The organism is Bradyrhizobium sp. 62B, assembly GCF_030272265.2.
GTDB lineage: Bacteria > Pseudomonadota > Alphaproteobacteria > Rhizobiales > Xanthobacteraceae > Bradyrhizobium.
In genome coordinates this window covers 1,181,904-1,200,621 of record NZ_CP092841.2, presented here as the reverse complement: position 1 = coordinate 1,200,621, position 18,718 = coordinate 1,181,904, and the positions used below count along the sequence as shown (strand labels likewise).

The following is an 18,718-nucleotide window of genomic DNA, read 5'->3' as shown; positions in this document are numbered from 1 at the left end:
CGGCAATCTGCCACAATATGGAACAGGTACAGTAATGCGCAGCTCGAAGACCAGCGGTTCGATGGTTCGAGACCCCCAATCGGGGTTCTGGCAGGCGTTGAAATTGTCCGCTGCCGTACTCGGCGTCGGTCTCGTCGTCATGTCGGCTGGTGCGGCCCGCGCCGGTGACGACGACGATGAAGATGACGGCATGACCTTCGAAGAGAAGATCATCGACAATCTGATGTCCGGCATCGGCGCCAAGAGCATGGAGAAGAAGGGCATCGAATACCGCGAGCGCTCGCCGCTGGTCGTGCCGCCCAAGCTCGATCTGCCGCCGCCTGCGACCGAAGCCAAGGCTGCGCCGAACTGGCCCAAGGATCCCGAGGAAAAGCGCCGCAAGGAAGCCATCGCCGCGCGCAGGAAGGCGACCAAGGAAACCGAGAACTGGCAGGCCGCCCGACAGCTGACGCCCGCCGAGATGAAGGCCGGCCAGGTCGCCGCCGCCCCCCGGACCAGCAATGATCCGATCCAGCCGGGCACCAACGGCAATCCGTCGCTCAGCCCCGCCGAGCTCGGCTTCTCCGGCGGCCTGTGGAATATGATGAAGGGCGGCAACGCCACCGAAGAGAAGAAATTCACCAGCGAACCGCCGCGCCAGTCGCTGGTCGAGCCGCCCGCGGGCTATCAGACGCCTTCGCCGAACTATGCCTATGGCGCCGGACCGGACAAGACACGGCGGACCTATTTCGACATCATGTCGGGCAAGGACAAGGAACAATAGCGTTCCTGTCTCATAGAAGCGGCCCCGGAGCCGGCGTGTCATGCACGCCGGCCGCAGTCCATAAATTGCCTATCAGTAACTTGCCACCGCGTTGAGTTCTCTGCTTCGTGACGCGAAGCCTCAGCCGCACGGTGTACCATGCCGTGCCTTTCGAGCCGGACATCCGGACTCGGCCTTTCACTAGGGATCATGATGTCCGCAAACCGATCGGCTGCCTGCCTCCTTGCCGCGCTGCTTTCGACCAGTGTCCTGACAGCGGGCGCGGCCCTCGCCCAGACCACGGTCACATCCACCCCGCCCGCCAGCTTCACGCTTCCCAACGGCATGCAGGTCGTGGTGATTCCCGATCACCGCACCCCCGTCGTCACTGAGATGATCTGGTACAAGGTCGGCTCGGCCGACGAGACGCCGGGCAAGTCCGGGCTCGCGCACTTCCTCGAGCATTTGATGTTCAAGGGCACCTCGAAGCATCCCGTCGGCGAATTCTCCCAGACCGTGCTCCGCGTCGGCGGCAACGAGAACGCTTCGACCTCGGTCGACTACACCAATTACTACCAGCGTGTGCCGAAAGAGCAGCTGCCGACCATGATGGAGTTCGAGGCCGACCGTATGACCGGCCTGATCCTCAAGGACGAGAACGTGCTGCCCGAGCGCGACGTGGTGCTCGAAGAATACAACATGCGCGTCGCCAACAATCCGGACGCGCGGCTGAACGAGCAGATCATGGCCGCGCTCTATCTCAATCATCCCTACGGCCGTCCGGTGATCGGCTGGCATCAGGAGATCGAGAAGCTCGATCGCGAGGACGCGCTTGCTTTCTACCGCCGTTTCTATGCGCCGAACAACGCGATCCTGGTGATCGCCGGCGACGTCGAGGCCGCCGACATCCGCCCGCTGGTCGAGCGCAATTTCGGCTCGATCCCGGCGCAGCCTGCGATCCCGGCGCGGCGTGTCCGCCCGCAGGAGCCGGAGCCCGCTGCGCCGCGCACCGTCACGCTGGCCGACCCGCGCGTCGAGCAGCCGAGCATGCGCCGCTATTATCTCGTGCCCTCGGCGACCACGGCCGCGGCCGGTGAGAGCGCGGCCCTCGACGTGCTGGCGCAGCTGATGGGCAGCGGCAGCAATTCCTATCTCTACCGCGCGCTCGTCGTCGACAAGCCGCTCGCGGTCTCCGCCAATGCCAGCTATTCGAGCATCTCGCTCGACCCGACCCAGTTCGCGATCTCGGCGGCGCCGAAGCCCGGCGTCAGCTTCGCCGACGTCGAGCAGGCGGTCGACGGCGTCATCGCCAACGTCGCGCAAAACCCGATCCGCGCCGAGGACCTTGAGCGTGTGAAGACCCAGCTCATCGCGGAAGCGATCTACGCCCAGGACAACCAGGCGGTGCTGGCACGCTGGTATGGCGGCGCGCTGACCACGGGCCTGTCGATCGAGGACATCAGGAGCTGGCCCGACCGCATCCGCGCGGTCACCGCCGAGCAAGTCCGTGCCGTCGCGCAGAAATGGCTCGAGAAGAAGCGCTCGGTCACGGGCTATCTGATCAAGGACACCGCGACGACCAAGCGCGAGGAGAAGCGTTCGTGACCTATCCCTTCCTTCGACGCATTGCATTCTCTCTCGCCACCGGCGCGGCACTCGCGCTTGCCGCGGTGACGCCGTCGCTGGCCGCTGCCAAGATCCAGCACCTGACCTCGCCGGGCGGCATCGAAGCCTGGTTCGTGCAGGACGCGACCGTGCCGCTGATCGCCATGGAATATTCCTTTGCCGGCGGCTCGGCGCAGGATCCCAAGGACAAGCCGGGTGTCGCCAATCTGGTCGGCGATCTGCTCGACGAAGGCTCCGGCGACCTCGATTCCAAGACCTTCCACGAGCGGCTCGACCGCCGCGCCATCGAGCTCTCCTTCAGCGCCACCCGCGACACCTTCCGCGGCAGCCTGCGCATGCTGCGTGACAACAAGGACGAGGCCTTCGACCTCTTGCGCAGCGCGCTGACCTCGCCGCATTTCGACACCGCCGATGTCGAGCGCATCCGCTCGCAGGTCATCTCCGGCCTGCGCCGCGAGACCACCAACCCGACCTCGCTGGCGAGCCGCAAATTCCTCGAGGTCGCCTTCGGCGATCATCCCTACGGCCGGCAGAGCAACGGCAACCTCGACAGCGTGCCGACCATCACGGTCGCCGACATGAAGGACTATGTCGGCCGGGTGCTTGCCAAGGATGGGCTCAAGATCGCAGTCGTCGGCGACGTCGATCCGGCAACCCTCGGCAAGCTGCTCGACCACACCTTCGGCAGCCTCCCCGCCAAGGCCAATCTCACGCCGGTCCCCGACGTCGAGGCCGCAAAGCCGCCGCAACGTGTCTTCGTGACCCTCGACGTGCCACAGACCGTGATCACCTTCGGCGGTCCCGGGGTGAAGCGCAGCGATCCCAACTTCATGGCCGCCTATGTCGTCAACCACATCCTCGGCGGCGGTGGATTGTCCTCGCGCCTCTATCGCGAGGTCCGCGAGAAGCGCGGCCTCGCCTATTCCGTGTTCGAATCGCTACTCTGGATGCAGCATTCGGCATTGTTCATCGGCAATACCGGCACGCGCGCCGACCGTGCCAACGACACGATCGAGGCCATCGACAAGGAAGTCCGCCGCATTGCCGAGGAAGGCCCCACGCAGAAGGAGCTCGACGAGGCCAAGTCCTACCTCAAGGGCTCGCAGATGCTGGCGCTCGACACCTCGTCCAAGCTGGCGCAGGCGCTGCTGCAGTACCAGCAGGACAAGCTGCCGATCGACTATATCGAGAAGCGCAACGCCATCGTCGACGCCGTGACGCTGGACGACGCCAAGGCCGCCGCCAAGCGCCTCTGGGGCCAGGGCCTCCTGACCGTCGTCGTCGGCCGCGCCCCGCAGGCCGCGGCACAGCCGGCCGCTCCGGCGACGAAGTCGAACTGAGACCTCCAACGTCGACTGCAATGGCCGGGCTCGCCCCGGCCATTTGCGTTTCAGCATGCACCATTGCCGAAATCTGACGTCCGCGATATGTCCGGACATCACAGATGGTGCCATCATGCTGCGGATATCCCGCGATCTCGTCATCGACGAGGACGACATCGAGATCGGCTTTGTCCGCGCCTCCGGCCCGGGCGGGCAGAACGTCAACAAGGTCTCGACCTCGGCCCAGCTGCGCTTCGACACGCGCAAGGTGACGATCCCGGAGGACGCGGCGATCCGGCTCGCCCGCATCGCCGGCCAGCGCATGACCAAGGACGGCGTGATCGTGATCCACGCCCAGCGCTTCCGCACCCAGGAGCGCAATCGACAGGACGCCATCGATCGGCTGGTCGAGATCCTGAGCGAGGCGATGGTGCGGCCGAAGCCGCGGCGCGCGACAAAGCCGACTTTCGGGTCCAAGCAACGCCGGCTCGACGGCAAGAAGCGCCGCAGCGACGTCAAGGCCGGACGCGGCCGGAGCTTCGACGATTAGCAGGCGCAGCCGAAAAAACTCCGGCCGCGAGGCGGCCGGAGTTTTGCCACTTCACCGGCGGGATCAGTAACGCTTGGATGGAGCTGCGCCACCCGTCGCCGCATCGTCGGCGGTTCCCTTGTGCGCAGCGCTGCCCGTGGTGCCGACCGTACCTTTGGTGCCCTTGGTCGACTTCATGCCGGTCTTCTCGCCCGCGGCGCCCGGCTGAGCATTCATCTCGTCGTCGCCGCTGCCCATCGTGCTGCCTTGCATGGGTTTGCTTTGCACGGTGCCGCCTGGCTTGGCGGTCGGAGGCGCGCTCTGCGCGAGAACGGGCGTCGCAATGAGAGCCGACACAGCGCATGCGATCATCGAGGTCTTCACCAACTTCATCCATTTCTCCTGGATTTTCGCGCGATGAATGGCTCGGCGATTCTCCACGCCGCTCCTCCGGACCGGACCATCACATCGCGCAAAGTATGCGAACGGCGTACCCGCGATGCAAACCGTCTGGTGTGTTGATCGTTTAGGGATTTCGCGGCGGTTTCGCGGAATTGCGCTCCTTATATGCGGCGCCCGAGTACGCACGTCGGATTGCGCCGGAGCTGCCCGAGGCTTGGATTTCCCACATCTGGTGTGTGGGAAGCGCGACCTTCCCCATGCATTTGTTGCGGGTCGGCGTTACACTGGGACATTCGCCGAGTGAACCCATGCCCGTCCGCCAATTGCCAGAACAGGTCGTCAACCGCATCGCCGCCGGCGAGGTGGTCGAGCGGCCCGCGAGCGTGGTCAAGGAACTGGTCGAGAACGCGATCGATGCCGGCGCGAGCCGGATCGACGTCTTCACCGACGGCGGCGGACGGCGGCGAATCGGCATCACCGACGACGGCGGCGGCATGACCGCGAAAGACCTCGCGCTCGCGGTCGAGCGCCATGCGACCTCCAAGCTCGACGACGAGGATCTCTTGCAGATCCGCACGCTCGGCTTCCGCGGCGAGGCGCTGCCCTCGATCGGCTCCGTCGCGCGGCTCTCCATCACCACGCGGCATGCGAGCGAACCCCACGCCTGGGCGCTGACAGTCGAGGGCGGCGAGAAATCCGAGATCATGCCGGCGGCGCTGGCCCATGGCACCCGCGTCGAGGTGGGCGACCTCTTCTATGCAACACCGGCGCGGCTGAAGTTTCTGAAGACCGACCGCACCGAGGCCGAGGCGATCCGCGAAGTGGTGCGGCGCCTCGCGATGGCGCGGCCCGATATCGCCTTCACGCTGGCGGGCGAGGAGCGCGCGCCGGTGACCTGGGCCGCGGCGCTGCCCGGCGCCGCCGGACGGCTGACGCGGCTCGGCGACATCCTGGGCGCGGAGTTCCGCAGCCATGCCTTCGAGGTCCATGCCGAGCGCGACGGCGTCGTCGTCGCCGGCTATGCCGCGGCACCGGCGCTGACCAAGGCCAATGCGCTCGGGCAATATCTCTTCGTCAACGGCCGCCCCGTGCGCGACAAGCTGATCTTAGGGGCAGTGCGCGGGGCCTATGCCGACTATCTGCCGCGCGACCGCCATCCGGTGCTGGCGCTGTTCGTCACGCTCGACCCGCGCGAGGTCGATGCCAACGTGCATCCGGCCAAGACCGAGGTGCGCTTCCGCAATGCCGGACTCGTCCGCGCACTGATCGTGCACGGGCTGAAGGAAGGTCTCGCGCGCGAGGGACGTCGCACCGCCGCCAACAGCGGCGAGAGCGCGTTGTCTTCGTTCCGGCCCGCCTTCACGCCACAGCGCCCGGCGAGCTGGGACTGGCGCGCCTCGCCCTCCGCTCCGGTGGCACCGATGCCGTCATTCGAAGGCGCCGCCGCGCCCGCCTTTGCCGAGCGGGCACAGGCCGCCTTCGACGTCGGGGCGCCCAGCGCGGACGTGCGGATCGAGACGCAGCCGGCGAGCGACCTCGTCGACCGCCCGCTCGGCGCGGCGCGCACGCAGATCCACGAGACCTATATCGTCTCGCAGACCCGCGACGGCCTGATCATCGTCGACCAGCATGCCGCGCATGAGCGCATTGTCTATGAGCGGCTGAAGGCGTCGCTGGCCGCGAACGGCGTGCAGCGGCAGATCCTCTTGATCCCCGAGATCGTCGAGATGGACGAGGCGACGGTCGAGCGCCTCCTGGAGCGCAGCGAGGAGCTCGCCTCGTTCGGCCTCGCCATCGAATCCTTTGGCCCCGGCGCTGTCGCGGTGCGCGAGACGCCCTCGCTGCTTGGCAAGACCAACGCGGGCGGATTGCTGCGCGATCTCTCCGAGCACATGGCCGAATGGGACGAGGCGCTTCCTCTCGAACGCCGCCTGATGCACGTCGCGGCGACCATGGCCTGCCACGGCTCGGTGCGCGCCGGCCGAAGGCTGCGTCCGGAGGAGATGAACGCCCTGCTCCGCGAGATGGAGGACACGCCGAACTCCGGCCAGTGCAATCACGGTCGGCCGACTTACGTTGAGCTGAAGCTGAGCGATGTGGAGAAGCTGTTCGGGCGGAGGTGACGGTGCCGCAGTGACGGTGCCGTAGGGCGGGTTAGCGTAGCGTAACCCGCCTCTTCTGCATCTCTGGGACGATGGCGGATTACGCTTCGCTAATCCGCTCTACGCAAAAACACGAACTCGGTGTCGTCATACGCCCGCCGCTCCAGCTCCTCAAAGCCGTCCGGTGTCGCGAACTGCGCGGCCTTGGCCTCTTCCACCACCAGCAGCGCGCCCGGTGTCAGCCAGCCGCCATCGCGCAAGGATGCCAGCGCCTTCTCCGCAAAGCCCTTGCCATAGGGCGGATCGAGAAACACCAGCGAGAACGGCTCGACGGGATGCGCAGGCCCGAGATCGGTCGCGTCGCGGCGATAGACTTTTGTGACGCCACCCAAGCCGAGTGACTCGACGTTGTTGCGCAGCAGCGCCCGCGCTTCCGCGCCGTTGTCGACGAACAGCGTGAACTTCGCCCCGCGCGACGAGGCCTCGATGCCGAGCGCGCCGGTGCCGGCGAACAGATCGAGCACGCGCGCGTCCTCGATCGGATCGTCATAGGCATGCACGAGGATGTTGAACACGGACTCGCGCAACCGGTCCGCCGTGGGGCGGATGTCGCGCGAGGACGGTGAGGCCAGATTACGCCCCTTCAAACGACCGCCGACGACGCGCAAGCTAGTCCTCCCGCGGCGTCAGGTCGCGCTTGCCGTGATAGCCGCGCTTGGGACGGCGCGGCGGGCCGTAGCCGCTCGCCTCTTCCTCGTTGCGCTCGCGCGCCTCTTCGCTGCCGGTGCGCTGCACCAGCACGCGGCGGCCCTTGCGGTCGTTGATCACGGCGCGCTTGCTGACGGGCTTCTTCTCGCTCGGTGCGTCATCGACGCTTGCGGATTTCGAGGGCACGTCGAACTGCGCGCCCGACTTCTCGATCACCTTGTCGCCGAGCTGCTCGCGCAGCACGCGCGAACGGATCTCCTCGACCTGGCCTTCGGGCACCTCGCCGAGCTGGAACGGTCCGTAGGAGACGCGGATCAGCCGGTTCACCTCGAGCCCGAGATGGGCGCAGACGTTGCGCACCTCGCGGTTCTTGCCTTCGCGGATCGCGAACACCAGCCAGACATTGGCGCCCTGATCACGCTCCAGCGTCGCCTCGATCGGACCGTATTTGACGCCCTCGACCTCGATGCCGTTCTTGAGCTCGTCGAGCTGGGCCTGGGTGACGTCGCCGTGGGCGCGAACGCGGTAGCGGCGCAGCCAGCCGGTATCCGGCAATTCGAGCGTGCGCGCGAGACCGCCGTCATTGGTGAGCAGCAGGAGGCCTTCGGTGTTGAAGTCGAGCCGGCCGACGCTGATCAGCCGCGGCAGGCCTTCCGGCAGATTGTCGAACACGGTCGGACGCCCCTCGGGATCGTCATGCGTGGTCATCAGTCCGCGCGGCTTGTGATACAGAAACAGCCGCGTGCGCTCGCGCTCCGGCAACGGCTTGCCGTCGACCAGGACGACATCGTTCTTGGTGATGTCGAGCGCAGGCGAGTTGATGACGCGGCCATTGACCGTGACGCGGCCCTGCGTGACCATTTCCTCGGCGTCGCGGCGCGACGCGAGGCCTGCGCGTGCCAGCGCCTTGGCGATACGCTCGCCGGCCTTCTTCGGCTTCGGCTCTTCGTCCCGGCGCGGCCGCCGGTCGAAATCACGATCGCGCTCGCGATAGGCACCACGGCCGCCGAAGGCCGGACGTTTCTCGAAGATCCGGCTCTCGTCCTCGTTTTCGCGGCGCGGGCGATCGCCGAAACGGCCTTCGCTGCGCGGATGCTCGTGCCAATCGGAACGGCCTTCCGACCGCTCGCGCGGACGATTGAATTTCGGCCGGTCACCACCGCGCCCGCCGCGGTCGCCGTCGCCCTCACGTCGGGGCCGATCGAATTTTGGACGATCCTCGCGCGGCCGGTCGAATTTGGGCCGCTCGCGGAACGGGCGATCGCCCGACGCGCGATCGTCGCGCGAACGCGAGAACCGCGGACGATCATCGCCGCCGCCTTGCCGATCGTCGCGCTTCTGCCAGGGCTTGTCCTGGCCGCGATCACGGTCGCCGAAATCCTTGCGCGGACCCTTGCCAAAATCCTTGCGCGGCGGCCGGTCGCCGCGCGGAACCGCGTCACGCTTCTGCCAGGGCTTGGAATCGCTGCGCTCGCCGCGATCCCGCGGACCACCACCGCGATCACCCCCGCGCGAAAACTTCCGCTCGCCGTCGAACGGGCGCTCGGGACGGTCGCCACGCGGCGCATAGGGCTTCTTGTCGCCGAACTTCCTGTCGCTCGAGCGGCCGGCCGGACGGGCATCGTCGCGGTCCCGGCGCGGCGGACGGTCGTCACGGCCATAGGACGGACGATCGCCACGCGGCTTGAAGGGGCGCTTCTCGCCATCGCGCGAGGAGCGATCGGAAAACGGACGGTCGCCGCGCGGCTTGAAGCTGCGCTCGCCGCGGGCTTCACTGCCGCGATCGTCGCGCTTGAAGCGCGGACGGTCGGAAAAATCGCGGCGCGGGGCATCGCCCTCCTCACGGCGGCGGAACGGACGGTTCTCGCGATCCCCGCGCGGTGGACGGCTGTCGCGATCGCCACGGGGCGGGCGGCTGTCGCGGTCGGCCCTGCCCTCGCTCTTTCCCGCGCTCTTGCCCTCGAAACCGCGCTTGGCGAACTTCTTCTCGGGGCCGCGCGCCTTGCCGCTGCGGCCGCCTTTGGGCGGGCCTCGCCGGCCGCGGGAATCGTTGTCTTTGTCGCTGTCGCGAGGCATGGATAATCTCACTCGAGGGGGTGGCCGTTGAGCATTGTGCGCGCTCGTTCCGAGCCGCATGCTCAGGCAATTTCGGTTAAGCACTTCTGCTGAAGGCGCAGCTACTAGCAGGTTTCTGGCGATGATACGAGGCTTGAAAGCCCCCTCTTTCATGGATTTGGCGCTCAAAACGGCCGAAAGTGCCGGAAAGGCGGGCGAAGTTCCTGTTGGATGCGTCGTGGTCCGCAATGACGAGGTCATCGCCACCGCGGCGAACCGGACGCTGACCGATTACGACCCGACGGCCCATGCCGAGATCGTGGCGCTGCGCGAGGCCGCGAAAAAGATCGGCAGCGAGCGCCTCGTCGACTGCGACCTCTACGTGACGCTGGAGCCCTGCACCATGTGTGCGGGCGCGATCTCGTTTGCAAGGGTCCGGCGGCTCTATTACGGCGCCGCCGACCCCAAGGGCGGCGCGGTCGAATCCGGCGTGCGGTTCTTTGCCTCGCCGACCTGCCACCATGCGCCGGACGTCTATTCCGGCGTCGGCGAGAGCGAGGCGGCCCGGCTGCTGAAGGAGTTCTTTCGGGAGCGGCGCTAATCGCCCACAAAGAACTCCCGCAGCGCCCTCGCCGTCACGTCCGGATTCTCCTCGGTGAGGAAGTGCCCGGACTCCACCGGCATGCCCTCCACATTCGTCGCCCATTGCCGCCAGATATCGAGCGGCGTCGCGGCGGCCTGCGCCACGCCGGCATTGCCCCACAGCGCCAGCATCGGGACCGTGATCTTCTTGCCGGCCTCGAAATCGGCCTTGTCGAGGTCGTAGTCGAAATAGGCGCCGGCGCGGTAGTCCTCGCACATCGCATGGATGCGGGCGGGATCGCGGAACGGGGCGAGGTAATGCTCGAGCGCGCGCGGGTCGATCGCGTCCAGCGTCTTCGACCTGGTCTGGCTCGCCATCTTGAAGCGCAGGAAGAACTCGCCCTGCCCTGAGATCAGCGTCTCCGGCAGCGGATAGGGCTGCGCCAGGAAGGTCCAGTGATAGATCTTCAGCGCATAGGCGCGGTTCATCCGCTCCCAGTAATTATAGGTCGGCAGGATATCGAGCACCGCGAGCTTCGACAGCCGGCCGGGGTGATCGAGCGCGAGCCGATAGGAGACCCGGCCACCGCGGTCGTGGCCGGCGAGCGCGAAGTGGACGTGGCCGAGCCGCTCCATCACTTCCACCATCGCCTTGGCCATCGCGCGCTTGCTGTAGGGGATGTGCAGCGCGTCGCTCTCGGGCATGTCGGACCAGCCGTAGCCCGGCAGGTCGGCGATGATCAGCGTGAAGGCCTCGGCGAGCTCAGGCGCCACCTGGTGCCACATCACGTTGGTCTCGGAGAAGCCGTGCAGGAGCAGCAGCGGCGGGCCGCTGCCGCCGACGCGGGCGAAGATGCGGCCGAACGAGGTATCGATCCATTCGGAGGCAAAACCCGGATAGAGGTCGGCGAGATCGGACATCTTGTTGCATCCTTGGTTGGTCAGCCTGGAGGTCGTCCCGACAAACAAGAAAGTCGAAAAACAACCCCATGCACAGTAGCGGTATTATCTGCGGGGTACCTAACCCCAACAGCCGATTGCACATTCTGGAATGTCGATGTGGCGGCGCGGTGACAACAATGCGCGATTCCGGCCTTGGCGCGCCCTAGGGGATCGCGAGCTCGGGCCTGTCAGCGGCGTCTCAGCCTTTGGCCTTCTCCGCCTCCACCGCCTGCCAACCGATGTCGCGGCGGCAGAAGCCTTCCGGCCAGCGGATGCGGTCGACGGCCTGGTAGGCGCGGCCTTGCGCTTCGGTCACGGTCGCACCCAGCGCACAGACATTGAGCACGCGGCCGCCATTGGCGAGGATCGCACCGTCCTTGGCCACCGTCCCCGCGTGGAAGATCTCGACATTGTCCACCCCAGCTGCGTCATCGAGCCCCTCGATGCGCGTGCCCTTCTGGTAGTCGCCGGGATAGCCTTGTGCCGCCATCACCACGGTGATCGCGGCTTCCTTGTGCCAGCGCAGATCGAAATTCTTCAGCTGGCCATCACATGATGCAAGGAGCGCCGGCACGATATCCGACATCATGCGCAGCATCAGCACCTGGCACTCCGGGTCGCCGAAGCGGACGTTGAACTCGAACAGTTTTGGGCCCTGCGTCGTCAGCATGATCCCGGCATAGAGGATGCCGCGGAACGGCGTGCCGCGCTGCTTCATGCCGGCGACCGTCGGCAGGATGATCTTCGCCATGATCGCGTCGTGGATGGCAGGCGTCACCAGCGGCGTCGGCGAATAGGCGCCCATGCCGCCGGTGTTCGGGCCGACATCGTGGTCGAACACGCGCTTGTGGTCCTGCGCGGACGCCAGCGGGATCGCGGTCTCGCCGTCGCACAGCGCGAAGAAGCTGATCTCGCGGCCGGGCAGAAACTCCTCGATCACGACCTCCGCGCCGGCCTCGCCAAAGGCGCCCTCGAACATCATGGCGATGGCGTCCTCGGCCTCGCGCACGGTCTTGGCGACGACGACGCCCTTGCCCGCGGCAAGCCCGTCGGCCTTCACCACGATCGGCGCGCCCTGGCTGGTGACGTAGTCGCGCGCGTCCTTGGCGTTGGTGAAGCGCTTGTAGGCACCCGTGGGAATGCCGAACTCGGTGCACACCGCCTTGGTGAAGCCCTTGGAGCTTTCGAGCTGCGCGGCCGCCTTGCTCGGCCCGAACGCCTTGATGCCGGCCGCGGTGAGATCATCGACGATGCCGGCCGCCAGCGGCGTCTCCGGCCCGACCACGACGAGCTCGACCTTGTTCGCCTTGCAGAAATCGATCACCGCGCCATGGTCGGCGACGTCGAGCGCCACGCATTCCGCCTCCTTCGCGATCCCGGCATTGCCGGGCGCGCACCAGAATTTGGTCACCAGGGGGGAGGCTGCGATCTTCCATGCCAGGGCATGTTCGCGACCGCCGGAACCGAGGAGGAGAATGTGCATCGAGGGCTCAGAATGAGGGGTTTTGCTGGGGGCCGGAGGTCGCACGAATCGGGGTGGGGCTCAAGGGGGGGCCATTCAACCCCATCTTCCGCGGCCGCTCCGCTTTTGCCCCTCTCCCCATCGTGGAGGTGGCACGAAACGCTAAATCAGGGCTTGCTTCGAACGAGCTTCCCGAAACGAAGCTTGCGCGTTTTGTGGCGCATACTGCGCACTCTGAGACGATCATAGATGATAGCCTTTCACACGTGTTGCGGGTATAACGCGATCGGGCATTCCTTAAGGGGAAATCGACTTCATGGTGCGGCGCAAACCGGATGCGTTACCCCACATCGTTCTGAACATTGAAACCAAGCTGCCGATTGAATTAGGTGATTTTGTCTCTGCTTTTTCCTCCATCGCGAGCCAGTACGAAAAGTTTGTGCGGTCCGACTATCCCGAACTGGCGGGCGACGCCAAGATCTACGTGCGCGAGGTCCGCGCTGGCTCCATCGAGGCCGATCTGCTCCCCTGGGCGGTGCAGGGATTGAGCGCGGTCGTCAACGTGATCGAGCAAATTCAGATCGTCGAGAAATTCGTGCGCAACTACGGCGCCGTGCTCGGCAAATATCTCGGCGGCACGAAGGAATCTGAGGCTACCCGCTCCGACCTTAAGGACTTCATGGGATCGGTCGTCGCCATTGCCAACGATCCAAACGGGCACGCGACATTGAAGGCCGTCGTCTTCGAGGACGGCAAGAAAAAGGTCCGAGCTGCTTTGTCGTTCGACACTTCGCAGGCGAGAGAGGCGCAGCGACAGATCGAAGACCAGAAACTGCAACTCGAATCGTCTTTAACGACCGCAGATCATCAGCGCGTGCTGATGACGTTCAAGCAATCCAACGTCAAAGACACCGCGATGGGTAAGCGAACCGGCGAGCGTGTCGCAATCGAGGATATTTCGCCACGCGATCTGCCACTGATCTATGCATCGGAGCTGGCCGAACAGCGGATCAAGCACGAGGTCCGAGAAGCAGACGACAACGTCTACAAAAAGGGCTTCATCGTTGACGTGAACGTCCAGCTTTCCGGCGGCCGGCCCGCCGGCTACCGCGTCACTAATCTGCATCAAGTAATTGACTTGCCGTAGCAGGACTCGCGGCAGGACATTAGATCAAGTTAAAAGAGAAGCTCCAGAGGAGTACGGTAGCAGCGTGAGCCGGCTGTACGAGATGGAAGCGATTTCAGAAGGTCTTTGGGTCAACGCCCGAGACTCCATTATACATGCACTCGATCATTTCTTTGAGCGCGGGCAAACACGTACTAATCGCAGTCATCACGATAAGTGGATAGTGCTCAGCGTCAACCACGCTGCCGAGTGCATCTGCAACATGCGGCTTATTGCACTTGAACCAGGCAATCGGCTGTTGAACCGGACACCAAGATGGTTTCCCTCACTTAGCCAAACTCTGAGCGAGTTACGGAGCCCGCAGCTTGATGCGGGTTTAAGTCCAGCTGAGCGTCAGCTGCTTGTCCTGATGGGCAAAGTCTCGGAGATACGTCATCAACTTATGCATCGCATCGCGGACGATGCTATGGACGTGTCCGTCGCGGCGATGTGCATGGTTGGAATGCTTAAATATATCGAACGTTTCAGAGGCGAGACTGCGGCAGATATGGTGCCATGGCAAAGTTGGCCCGTTGAAAGCGATGTAGTTGCTGCAATTCGTTATACTAAGCATCAGGAGTACAACGACTTCGTCGCGTTGTTTCTTGGTGAGAAGTATGGCTCCCAATGGCTGCCCACCTGCCCTGCATGTGGCGTGCGAGCCGTCACGTCGACAGTTTGCGAAGCCTGCTATACTGAACTAGGCTCGGTCGAATGCAACGAGTGCGGAGATCGAGCCTATTATGTTGAATTGGCCTACGCGAAGGATGGAACGGCAAGAGTGGAATGCGAATGCGGGGCCGCCCAACACATCTAGTCGCGAAGGCTCAACCGAAGCCGCAGGCGTTCCAACTACCATCCCCTCCGCCAACCGAGCGCGTGGGAACGGCAATGGGGCGCCAGGCAGGACCATGAGCCGCAAAAGGAAAAAGGCGAAAAAGACGAAGAGGGCGTTTGTGGGTTCGTCGGTTGCGCCGGCCGTTTCGAAGGCCGAGCCGAGACAGTGTCCTTGGCTCGTGACCGCAAAAACTGACACCGCCGCGTTCCGAAGGCTCTACGGTGTGGCAAGGCACTATGCCGGCGCCAGCGACCGCTGGTGCGAGGTCCAATCTGGCGAGTTGCAGTTTCATTTTACGGGCCCCGATGTCGCGCGCTCTTTTGCTCTGTTTTGCCTGAGGAAGGGATTTGACATTTCTCTCCGCGACAAGCGGAGGCCAGGAGAGCCGGAGAACCTGGATCCGTTGCGCAATGAGATCAGCCGTCCCAGGGACGCCGCCCTGATGATGAAGAGCTTCCCCGAGAAGCGCACGTTCCCGATGCGTCTCGAACTGGCGGGCAATTACGCCGATGACGCAGTCGATTTCCTGCATCGCTATCGCGTTACCTTTTATTCGCAGGAAGTCGATTATCAAGGAATCAAGAGCAGACGGGCCAAGGCTTATGTTGATCTGAGGATGGCGCTGGAAGCTCTGCTGAAGGCCACCCTTTGTTTGCGATCTCCATATACGTTAGCGGGCAAGCCTCTCGTCGATAGCATTCGTCGATACTCTCACGACATCGATCGGCTACAAAAGGCCGCCTTAAGAGGGATTGAGCTGAATGAGGGGCGGGCAACGGCGATAGCCAAATGCAATATCGCTCCGGTCGACCTGCGATACCAATTCGACGCAATGAATTTCCGTGTTCCGAATGACCAAACCTACTACGACACGATCGGATCAAGCGCATGGCTCAAGACAATCGAGGAATTTGTTCAAAGGGGCCTGAAGAGGCTCCAGGCGGCCTTAGGCCGACGATCCAAGATCGTGACGGGTCGGGTGGCAATGCAGGAATTTAAGCGTCCAACGGACTATCCATCTAGATGAACAGGCCGTCATTGACGGTTGCAAGGCCAGCCAACAAAACGGCCAACATCGCGTCCAACAATGTGAATACCCTGCACTACGGTGACAGTGCATTTTTCTAAGCCAACACAATTGATACCATTTTGTGCACTGTCACCGTAGTGGTAGCGAAAGGCATCGGGTTGCCGGAATTTTAAGGGAGATCGATCCGATGCTAGACAATGTTACGAAGTACTGGCCCTTCATCACGCTTTGTGCCGTGGCGGTCGTGTCAGTCTTCAACATGGGGTACTTTACCCTCATCGGCTATCACTTCATCGGCGTGATGGACCTAACCAATTTCGTCTACCCGGTGGGCCTCGTGCTTTGCTTTGCCATACCTGCGCTCGCCTTCTTTCCATTAGATTTCATCGAACAACTGCGACAGGCTGCAAAGCAGCCGGATGCCATGACAAAGTTTACCAGAGCGGGGAAAATTGTCTTCGGCATCGTCATGGTCTTCTTTGCGGTTGGGCTATTCCTCACCGACAAATTTCTTTCGCTAATGACGCTGTTTGCCATTTGCTTCTCGTTTGCCTCGCTCATCGGAACGATAGGCGCTTACATCATATGGCAGCAAAAGAAATCATGGACAGTCTTGGCTACACCCATCGGGGCGGCTCTGCTCACAACTCTTTGGATAGGCGCAACGTTCGCCCAACACGAAGCACTCTACTCAAGACAAGTTTAAAAGTTCCAGACAAAGGACGCTGAGTACCCTGAGGCACGGATTGTCCGAGCTTCGTCGAGTGGATTTATCATCATTCACGACAAGAAGTTTATTTTTGTGCCCTCGGGCGAGGTCAAACAAATCTCGCAAGTCAATTCGAGCTTCTAGCGCGCGCCCGCGCGTCTGCGTCCGCAAACTCAACCGGAAGTGGGATTGGGGGCCAGAACCACTTGCCCGAGTGAGCCCGTGTGTTCCGTCCTCGCCACCCTCTCCCGCAAGGCGCGAGGGCGCAATAATCGGGATCGCAGCGCTACCCCTGCTTCCCCGCAATAATCTCCTGCAACGTCGCCACATGCCGCGCGAAGGCGCCGAGGCCGGTTGCTTTGGCGGTCACCGTCGTCTGTGGCTTCTTCCCCAAGAACGCCTTCTCCACCGACACATAACCGGCCTCGCCAGCGTCTCGATATGCGCGCCGAGATTGCCGTCGGTGGCGTCGGTCAGCCTCTTCAGGCGCGCGAACTCCAGTCCCGCGGTCGCCGGCAACGCGTTCAGCGCCGCCATGATCTTCAGCCGCAGCGGCTGGTGGATGATGTCGTCGAGTTCGGCCATCAGATCCGCCGCATCCAGAGGCCGTCGATGATCAGGCCGAAGGCAGTGCCGAACCAGAGGCCCGCGAGGACGTAGAACAGCATGAAATAGTCCGGCCAGCCCCCCGGAATCCATCAAGCAGCGGCGTTGGTGGCACGATGGATTCCGGGCTCGTCGCTTCGCGCCGCCCCGGAATGACGGCGGCAAGATTCGCGCTTGCCGACGAAAAGCCTTAACGTCCGATCTGACCCCAAAATGCCGAATCGTTTGCTCAATGCCGCCTGCGGAACCACTTCACAACGCGCCTGAATTCACCGTTTCCGAGCTTTCGCAGTCCCTGAAGCGGACCGTGGAGGACACCTATGGCCATGTCCGGGTCCGCGGCGAGATCTCCGGCTTCCGCGGCGCCCATTCCTCCGGCCATTGCTATTTCGCGCTGAAGGACGAGAGCGCCAAGATCGAGGCGGTGATCTGGAAGGGCGTGCACGGACGGATGCGCTTCAAGCCCCAGGAGGGGCTGGAGGTCATCGCCACCGGCAAGCTCACGACCTATCCGGGCTCCTCGAAGTACCAGATCGTGATCGAGGCGCTGGAGCCGGCCGGCATCGGCGCGCTGATGGCGCTGATGGAGGAGCGCAAGAAGAAGCTCGCCGCCGAAGGATTGTTCGACGAGGCGCGCAAGCAGCTCCTGCCCTGGCTGCCGGAGGTGATCGGCGTCGTCACCTCGCCGACCGGCGCCGTGATCCGCGACATCCTGCATCGGCTGGAGGACCGCTTCCCCCGCCGCGTGCTGGTGTGGCCGGTGAAGGTGCAGGGCGAAGGCTCGGCCGAGCAGGTCGCGGCCGCGATCCGCGGCTTCAATGCGCTGCCTGAGGGCGGCAGGATTCCGCGGCCTGATGTGTTGATCGTCGCGCGCGGCGGCGGCTCGCTAGAGGATCTCTGGTCGTTCAACGAGGAGATCGTGGTGCGCGCGGCAGCCGAGAGCATGATCCCGCTGATCTCGGCGGTGGGGCACGAGACCGACATCACGCTCATCGACTTCGTCGCCGACAAGCGCGCGCCGACGCCGACGGCGGCCGCCGAGATGGCGGTGCCGGTGCGCAGCGATCTGTTCGTCGAGGTCGCCGATCTCGGACGCCGCACCCGCGCCAGATGGCAGCGCGCCCAGGAAAGCCGCCGCAGCGAGCTGCGCGCCGCCGCGCGCGCGCTGCCGGCGGCCGGCGATCTGCTCGCCATTCCCAGGCAACGGCTGGATTCGGCGGGCGCCTCCCTGCCCCGCTGCCTCAAGGCCAACACGCACGCGCATTTCCGCAGGTTCACCGCGGCGAGCTCGAAGCTGACGCTGCGCGTGCTGCACGGCCAGATCTCGCAAGCCGACCACCGCCTGACAGTGTGCGGCGAACGGCTCGGCCTCTCCGCGCGTTCGCTGCTGCGACGGCGGCGCGACCGCTTTGCCGGGCTCGAGGTTCGCCTGCGCGCGTCAAAAATCTCCAATGCGCAGGCGCAACGCAACGCGATCGCCCGCCAGCGCGAGCGCACGCATCGCCTCAGCGAGCGCGCCGGCCGCGCGCTTCTCACGCTGCTGCAGCGGCTGGAGGCCCGCGTCGAGAACAGCGGCAAGCTGCTGTCGGCCTTGTCCTATCGCAGCGTGCTCGCACGCGGCTTCGCGCTGGTGCGGGACGAGGCGGGTCATCCGCTGCATGCGGCCGATAGCGTCGGGCCGAACGCGCGGCTCGAGATCGAGTTCGCGGATGGACGTGTGGCGGCGACCGCGGATGCGGATCGGCCGGTGCCGACGGCCAAGCGCACGCCGGCGCCAGCGAAGCCGGCCGCGGCGGACGCAAAGCCCGCGCCGAAGCGCGTGGCCAAGCCGGTGGATCAGGGCAGTCTGTTCTGAGGCGATGACCGCTTCACACGCAGTGTCATTCCCCGCCAATAGC

Annotated in this window: 16 protein-coding genes and 1 pseudogene; 11 read left to right on the top strand and 6 right to left on the bottom strand. The window is 64.5% G+C overall.

The window, feature by feature from the left end; translation table 11 throughout:
• The first annotated feature begins 34 nt into the window (after positions 1–34).
• The 4 genes from ML401_RS05675 to arfB all read left to right on the top strand — a co-directional run bounded on the left by ML401_RS05675 (position 35) and on the right by arfB (position 4,240).
• Positions 35–763 carry a hypothetical protein gene (locus ML401_RS05675; RefSeq protein ID WP_194406071.1) on the top strand — a complete coding sequence of 243 codons (729 nt, stop codon included), beginning with the start codon at positions 35–37 and terminating at the stop codon, positions 761–763.
• Between the two features lie 189 nt (positions 764–952).
• Entirely contained in the window at positions 953–2,347 is a 1,395-nt protein-coding gene (locus tag ML401_RS05670; RefSeq protein ID WP_376717344.1) for a M16 family metallopeptidase, read from the top strand.
• Positions 2,344–3,708, top strand: coding sequence for a pitrilysin family protein (locus ML401_RS05665; RefSeq protein WP_285810518.1), 1,365 nt, complete (start codon positions 2,344–2,346; stop codon positions 3,706–3,708). Before ML401_RS05670 ends, ML401_RS05665 begins: the two co-directional genes overlap by 4 nt.
• Before the next feature lie 115 nt (positions 3,709–3,823).
• The gene (arfB, locus tag ML401_RS05660; RefSeq protein ID WP_285810516.1) at positions 3,824–4,240 is read left to right on the top strand and encodes an alternative ribosome rescue aminoacyl-tRNA hydrolase ArfB; all 417 of its coding nucleotides are present in this window, start codon (positions 3,824–3,826) and stop codon (positions 4,238–4,240) included.
• A 63-nt stretch (positions 4,241–4,303) separates the two neighbouring features.
• On the opposite strand, the gene ML401_RS05655 is transcribed toward arfB, so the two are convergent.
• On the bottom strand, positions 4,304–4,612 hold the full coding sequence (locus ML401_RS05655; protein WP_211418510.1) for a hypothetical protein: 309 nt from the start codon (positions 4,610–4,612) through the stop codon (positions 4,304–4,306).
• Positions 4,613–4,929: 317 nt separating this feature from the next.
• On the opposite strand from ML401_RS05655, the gene mutL reads away from it, so the two are divergent.
• Positions 4,930–6,744 carry a DNA mismatch repair endonuclease MutL gene (gene mutL / locus ML401_RS05650; protein ID WP_194406062.1) on the top strand — a complete coding sequence of 605 codons (1,815 nt, stop codon included), beginning with the start codon at positions 4,930–4,932 and terminating at the stop codon, positions 6,742–6,744.
• An 89-nt stretch (positions 6,745–6,833) separates the two neighbouring features.
• Here the strand turns inward: mutL and rsmD are convergent, their stop codons facing one another.
• The gene (gene rsmD / locus ML401_RS05645) at positions 6,834–7,391 is read right to left on the bottom strand and encodes a 16S rRNA (guanine(966)-N(2))-methyltransferase RsmD (protein ID WP_194406061.1); all 558 of its coding nucleotides are present in this window, start codon (positions 7,389–7,391) and stop codon (positions 6,834–6,836) included.
• A gap of 1 nt (position 7,392) precedes the next feature.
• Positions 7,393–9,507, bottom strand: a complete 2,115-nt coding sequence (locus ML401_RS05640) for a pseudouridine synthase (RefSeq protein WP_285810512.1) — start codon at positions 9,505–9,507, stop codon at positions 7,393–7,395.
• Between the two features lie 121 nt (positions 9,508–9,628).
• Between ML401_RS05640 and ML401_RS05635 the strand changes: the two genes are divergently transcribed.
• Positions 9,629–10,087: a nucleoside deaminase gene (locus tag ML401_RS05635; protein ID WP_194406059.1), complete on the top strand. Its 459-nt coding sequence runs from the start codon at positions 9,629–9,631 to the stop codon at positions 10,085–10,087.
• Here the strand turns inward: ML401_RS05635 and ML401_RS05630 are convergent.
• Together ML401_RS05630 and purD are read right to left on the bottom strand one after the other, a co-directional pair.
• Complete coding sequence (locus ML401_RS05630; RefSeq protein WP_285810510.1) at positions 10,084–10,989, bottom strand: alpha/beta fold hydrolase; 906 nt, start codon at positions 10,987–10,989, stop codon at positions 10,084–10,086. The genes ML401_RS05635 and ML401_RS05630 overlap by 4 nt on opposite strands.
• Positions 10,990–11,209: 220 nt before the next feature.
• On the bottom strand, positions 11,210–12,493 hold the full coding sequence (gene purD / locus ML401_RS05625; RefSeq protein ID WP_285810508.1) for a phosphoribosylamine--glycine ligase: 1,284 nt from the start codon (positions 12,491–12,493) through the stop codon (positions 11,210–11,212).
• Positions 12,494–12,788: 295 nt separating this feature from the next.
• Between purD and ML401_RS05620 the strand changes: the two genes are divergently transcribed.
• The 4 genes from ML401_RS05620 to ML401_RS05605 all read left to right on the top strand — a co-directional run bounded on the left by ML401_RS05620 (position 12,789) and on the right by ML401_RS05605 (position 16,211).
• Positions 12,789–13,619: a hypothetical protein gene (locus ML401_RS05620; protein WP_285810506.1), complete on the top strand. Its 831-nt coding sequence runs from the start codon at positions 12,789–12,791 to the stop codon at positions 13,617–13,619.
• Between the two features lie 64 nt (positions 13,620–13,683).
• A complete protein-coding gene (locus ML401_RS05615) occupies positions 13,684–14,454 on the top strand; it encodes a hypothetical protein (protein WP_285810505.1) in 771 nt (256 codons plus the stop codon).
• A gap of 94 nt (positions 14,455–14,548) precedes the next feature.
• Positions 14,549–15,502, top strand: a complete 954-nt coding sequence (locus ML401_RS05610; protein WP_285810503.1) for a hypothetical protein — start codon at positions 14,549–14,551, stop codon at positions 15,500–15,502.
• A 190-nt stretch (positions 15,503–15,692) separates the two neighbouring features.
• Positions 15,693–16,211 carry a hypothetical protein gene (locus ML401_RS05605; protein WP_285810502.1) on the top strand — a complete coding sequence of 173 codons (519 nt, stop codon included), beginning with the start codon at positions 15,693–15,695 and terminating at the stop codon, positions 16,209–16,211.
• Between the two features lie 289 nt (positions 16,212–16,500).
• Here the strand turns inward: ML401_RS05605 and ML401_RS05600 are convergent.
• Positions 16,501–16,799: pseudogene (locus tag ML401_RS05600) on the bottom strand (transcriptional regulator).
• A gap of 253 nt (positions 16,800–17,052) precedes the next feature.
• On the opposite strand from ML401_RS05600, the gene xseA reads away from it, so the two are divergent.
• Positions 17,053–18,675 (top strand): exodeoxyribonuclease VII large subunit, encoded by a 1,623-nt coding sequence (gene xseA, locus ML401_RS05595; protein WP_285810500.1) that lies wholly within the window; start codon positions 17,053–17,055, stop codon positions 18,673–18,675.
• Positions 18,676–18,718 lie beyond the last annotated feature (43 nt).